Origin of the sequence: Sphingobium sp. (assembly GCF_035511395.1) — a bacterium.
Taxonomy (GTDB): domain Bacteria; phylum Pseudomonadota; class Alphaproteobacteria; order Sphingomonadales; family Sphingomonadaceae; genus Sphingobium.
Window position 1 is genome coordinate 1 of sequence record NZ_DATKFP010000217.1, and the last position, 4,734, is coordinate 4,734.

At 63.8% G+C, this 4,734-nt stretch carries 5 protein-coding genes and 1 pseudogene; 3 read left to right on the forward strand and 3 right to left on the reverse strand.

Annotation, left to right across the window (positions count from 1 at the left end; all coding sequences use genetic code 11):
• Window positions 1–715 precede the first annotated feature (715 nt).
• The 3 genes from VMR39_RS14980 to VMR39_RS14990 form a co-directional block, all read right to left on the reverse strand.
• Complete coding sequence (locus tag VMR39_RS14980) at window positions 716–1,276, reverse strand: fasciclin domain-containing protein (protein ID WP_325416764.1); 561 nt, start codon at window positions 1,274–1,276, stop codon at window positions 716–718.
• 83 nt (window positions 1,277–1,359) lie between these two features.
• Window positions 1,360–2,061, reverse strand: a complete 702-nt coding sequence (locus VMR39_RS14985) for an anti-sigma factor (protein WP_325416765.1) — start codon at window positions 2,059–2,061, stop codon at window positions 1,360–1,362.
• Window positions 2,054–2,617 (reverse strand): sigma-70 family RNA polymerase sigma factor, encoded by a 564-nt coding sequence (locus VMR39_RS14990; protein ID WP_325416766.1) that lies wholly within the window; start codon window positions 2,615–2,617, stop codon window positions 2,054–2,056. The genes VMR39_RS14985 and VMR39_RS14990 overlap by 8 nt, the downstream gene beginning before the upstream one ends.
• A gap of 117 nt (window positions 2,618–2,734) precedes the next feature.
• On the opposite strand from VMR39_RS14990, the gene msrB reads away from it, so the two are divergent.
• The 3 genes and pseudogenes from msrB to VMR39_RS15005 all read left to right on the forward strand — a co-directional run.
• Window positions 2,735–3,184, forward strand: a complete 450-nt coding sequence (msrB, locus tag VMR39_RS14995) for a peptide-methionine (R)-S-oxide reductase MsrB (protein WP_325416767.1) — start codon at window positions 2,735–2,737, stop codon at window positions 3,182–3,184.
• A 137-nt stretch (window positions 3,185–3,321) separates the two neighbouring features.
• Window positions 3,322–3,588, forward strand: coding sequence for a hypothetical protein (locus tag VMR39_RS15000; protein WP_325416768.1), 267 nt, complete (start codon window positions 3,322–3,324; stop codon window positions 3,586–3,588).
• A 433-nt stretch (window positions 3,589–4,021) separates the two neighbouring features.
• Window positions 4,022–4,734: pseudogene (locus VMR39_RS15005) on the forward strand (hypothetical protein); the annotation flags it as partial.

Consider the following 4,734-nt stretch of genomic DNA (forward strand, 5'->3'; position numbering starts at 1 on the left):
CAGCATGGACATGCGCCTATGGCATCGCGCAGCGGGTCATAAGCGCCTCTCAGAGGTGGCGTGATCGGGGACGCGCCACCATTCGGCGAACAGGGATCGTGCGCGCCATCGATCGGTTCGCTCAGGTCGCCGAACAGATTCACGCCTTCTATCGAGCGCATAGCGGCGGCCATGATCGCTGCCGCAGGACTTCGGGGTGACCCCGTCGGCGCATCGAAGCCGCGGGCGACGACGATGTCGTTGAGGGCATAGAGCGTGACTTTCAGGCCCCGCGCGACACGCTCGGCCCTTTGCGAGGGCCGACGCTTTCGCGCTGGTGCTTTGTGGAATGGGGGCGACGCTGCAAACTCCCCTACTGGCCCGCAGCCGGATGCTACATCGAGAGCCCGGACAGGCGAGAGCGCGTGACAACGTGCCGGACCTCGTTAGCGCCAGCTTCATCCGGCGCCTGCACACACGTTATTCACAGACGCATGTCTCGGATGCGCAAATCTGCCAAGTCGTCCCGCCAACCTCCTTCACGCCGTGGAGATATTCAATAACAATTTTGCGACCTGCGATCCTGTCCCGCTTTCACCCTAGCCAATTGTGATCGTGTGGTCGGGTAATGCGCGACGCCTGTCTGGATATGTGCCTGCCGTCGTCAGCGGGGTGGAAGACGTCGGCAGGCACGCAGCGCGGCGGGCCCATGGGGGAACGCGCCGGCCGATAGACATCAGGGCATCAGCACGCCGTCGATGACGTGGATTACGCCGTTGGACTGGTTGACGTCGGCGATCGTGATCTTGGCCTTGCCGCCCTTGGCATCGACCACCCACCAGCTACCATCGGGGCCCTTGGTGACGGTGAGCTGCTCGCCCTGGACCGTGGTGAGCATCGCCTTGCCCTTGTGCATGCCGGCGTTCTTGGCGAGCATCGCGGCGCTCATCTTGCCCTCGACGACGTGATAGGTGAGGATCGAGGTCAGCTTGGCCTTGTTCTCGGGCTTGACCAGTGTTTCGACCGTGCCTGCGGGGAGCTTTGCGAAGGCTTCGTTGGTCGGTGCGAAGACCGTGAACGGACCGGGGCCCGACAGCGTTTCGACCAATCCCGCTGCCTTTACGGCTGCGACGAGAGTGGTGTGGTCCTTCGAGTTCATTGCGTTCTCGACGATGGTCTTGGTCGGATACATCTCCGCCCCGCCGACCATCGGGAAATGCTTCGTGGCCGCGAAGGCACCGGTAGCGAGCAGGGCGGACCCTGCGACGACGAGACCGATCTTCTTGAAGTTTGGCATCCTGGCTTCCTTCTCCGACGACCCCGAAATGCGGGGTTCGCGAAGAGCTACGGCGCAAGGTTTGCGGCGGATGCATCGCCGGTTCAGATCGTCGAAATTTTTCCTGCGGCGATCGGTGTGCTGCTCGGTGCGTCATGCGGCGCTCCATCGCGCGGTTCGAGCGTGATCGCCAGGGTCGCCCCTTCCTGCAACAGGCTCCGATGCTCTGCGGACACGGCGACCTTGCTGACGCCGGAAGGTGCCACCAGACCGAGCGAGCGCGGCACGCCGTCAGCCGGGATCACCCAGAGTTCCGGCGCCAGAGCACTGCCGGGCAGACGCATCGCGCGGATGCGCAAGAGGCCGCCCGCCGGGTCGTAGTTAACCGCAAAGAGAGCCGGCGTACCTTCGGCGCCCAGTTGCGCGACGGCCACCCGTTCCGGCTCGCGCACGATCTCTACCGGCGCAGGTGTTGGGCGCAGGACGATGATGGCGGCCAGCGATGCCGCCAATACGCCGCCGGCTATCGCGCCCAGGCGCCAGCGCCGGAGTCCCCGCTCCAATCGGGTGGCGTCGCTCGCCCCCAGCCGATGCTGGATCGCGGGCCAAAGCGCCGGTGAAGGCTGTTCCCCGAAGCCCATGCCAAGCGGCGATAGGCGCTGGTTCCATGCAGCGACGTCTGCGGCAAACGCCGGATCGGACAGGCGCAGCCGGTTCGCGCGCGCGCGATCCTCACCGTCCAGAATACCCAGCGCAAGTTCACCCGCCAGCACGTCGCGCTCTTCCGAGCCTGATGGATCAGTCATCGCCCAGACATCCGCGCAACTGGACCAAACCCCGTCGGACCCAGCTTTTGAGAGTCCCGAGCGGAACCGTCATCGCATCGGCCAACTCGCTATACGTCAAGCCATCGAAGAAGGCTGCCCGGATAGCACTGCGCGGACGATCTTCCAGCATTTCGAGGCAGTCGAATATCCGGGCCCGCTGCTGTGCGCCTTCGATCAGTTCAGGCGCGAGCGGACTGGTGTCGGCCACCGCGGCGGCTGCCCTCTCGGGAAGATGGACGGTTCCGTTGGCGCGCCGCCAGTCGATCGCGGCGTTGCGCGCGATCGCGCAAAGCCAGGTAATCGGGCTGGCCCGGTGGCTGTCGAACCGCCCCGCGCGGTGCCAGATTTTGATATAGACTTGTTGCAAGACATCCTCGGCGGCTTCGCGATCCTGACAGATACGCAGGCAAACGCCGAATAGCTTCGTGGACGTCGCATCGTAGACGTCCCGCAACGCGGCCTGATCCCCGGCCGCGACGCGCGCGAGAGCGGACACCAGTCGCTCCCTTCCATTGTTCTCTTCGGGATCAGCCATCGCCCGCAACCTATCCGAGTTTGCGCGACTTGCCAGCTTTTCCGGCGGTGCAACCCATGGTGCAACTGGCAAATTTTCCGCTTGCGCCCCATATCGTGCCGCGAACGGAGGTGCGCTATGACAGACTATCGCAAGACCGATGAAGCTATCGGCCGGCTTACCCCCGAGCAATTTCGTGTAACCCAGCAGAATGGCACCGAAAGGCCGGGCACGGGCATTTATGAGAAGCACAAGGAGCCCGGCATCTATGTGGACGTAGTATCGGGTGAGCCCCTGTTCGCCAGCGCCGACAAATACGAATCCGGGTGCGGCTGGCCCAGCTTCACCAAGCCCATCGATGCCGGCAATGTTGCCGAACTGAGCGATGCCAGTCATGGCATGGTCCGGGTTGAGGTCCGTTCCACCCATGGCGACAGTCACCTGGGCCATGTCTTCGAAGACGGTCCCCTCGATCGCGGTGGCCTGCGCTATTGCATCAATTCGGCGTCCCTGCGCTTTGTCCACCGCGACGATATGGAGGCGCAGGGTTACGGTGCCTATCTCGCGCAGGTGGAAGACGTAACGTAATCGCCGCGGTGGTGGCGGTGCGGATCGGATGCGCTCCATCCGCATGGTCCCGGCGAGGCTACCATCTACCGACTTGGCGAGGCCCCATCACCGGTCTTCGGCAAGCGCCCTGGAGCATTTGCAAGTGGGCCATCGGCGTGCTCGCGGTGATGGCCAGCCCGGGGCTGGCTGCCGGATTCTTGTCTCGCCCGGCCCTGCTGGACGTGGATGGCCTGATATTCGGCGGTTTGGGTGCCGAAAAATCCGGAAGTGCCCTCCTGGTTGATGCGCTACCGCGCGCGAACGTCACATGGGACTGTAAGTTTCAAACCGATATTTTATTTATTATCAATTCACTTGGGATCGAAAGGCCGCGCGGGAAGTCTCACAATTGCTTGACCGAAAAATCGGGCGAGTGGTGCTGAGCGTCGGCGGAACCGCGCAACAGTTACGCGATGCGACAAAAGGGTTTCGCTCAGGGAGTAGTTCATGACTTCGATAGCTGCACAACGCGGCGCGTCAGCGTCCGTCGGCGCTCGCCTCAGGCTCGGTAGCGCTCTTGCGCCGATTGCAATGGGCTTGGTCGGCTTTTCAAGTCCGGCTTTCGCGGACAATGAATGCGGGGTCCCCGTCGCAGGCGGCGGCACCGTCATTTGCGCCTCGGGCAATCTCTATGCTTCCGGGATTTCATATCCTGCACAAGCCGATGGCTTGGTCGTCCAGCTGGATGACGATGTTTCGATTTCAACGACCGGAGCCGGTACCCGAGGAGTCCTCGTCAGCACCTCGGGGGCCGAAGCGATTGCGCTCAACGGCGGCAGCGCGTCAGTCACAACCTCTGGCGCGAATGCTAACGCAGTGGAACTCACGAGCACTGGCGGACCTGTTTCGGTATCGATCGGAGACATTTCGACCTCTGGTTCGCTTGCCGGGGGTGTCCGCGCGATCGGCGGCCTCGATGGTGACGTCACCGTCGTCACCGGCGACGTGATCACCGCCGGCCTCGACGGCAGCAGCTTCTTCTTCCTCCCCAATTCCACCGGCATCACTGCCACTGCGGCGGGAACCGGCAATGTCTCGGTGACATCTGGTTCGATCAGCACTGCCGGTCTTGGGGCACGGGGCGTCAACGCCAGTGCGGCCGCAGGCGACGTGATCGTCACCACCGGCCCCGTCACCACTACCGGCAACAATGCCATTGCCGTCGCCGCCAACAGCGACACCGGCAATGTCAGCGTCACCACCACTGGCGCCGTCAACACCAGCGGCGACGGCGCGCAAGGGATCTACGCCACCGCCTATAACGGCAGTGCCGCGGTAACCGCCACCACCGTTGCCACCACCGGCTTCAACGCCGCCGGCATCCAGGCGATCTCGGGCGAAGGCGGCAGCACCGTTGATTTCGACGAGGTGTCGACCTCGGGCACGTTCTCGACGGGCGTGATCGCAGGTTCGACCGGCGGGGACGTCACCATCACCGGCGGCGATGTGACCGCAACAGGTGCCGTCTCCTCGGCGATCTATGGCTATTCGGACACGGGGGCCGTGAACGTGACCACCACCGGCGATGT

Coding starts and splice junctions, on each gene's coding strand:
- msrB (WP_325416767.1), top strand. CDS start 2,735: ATGACAGACTATCGCAAGACCGATGAAGCTATCGGCCGGCTTACCCCC.
- VMR39_RS14980 (WP_325416764.1), bottom strand. CDS start 1,276: ATGCCAAACTTCAAGAAGATCGGTCTCGTCGTCGCAGGGTCCGCCCTG.
- VMR39_RS14990 (WP_325416766.1), bottom strand. CDS start 2,617: ATGGCTGATCCCGAAGAGAACAATGGAAGGGAGCGACTGGTGTCCGCT.
- VMR39_RS14985 (WP_325416765.1), bottom strand. CDS start 2,061: ATGACTGATCCATCAGGCTCGGAAGAGCGCGACGTGCTGGCGGGTGAA.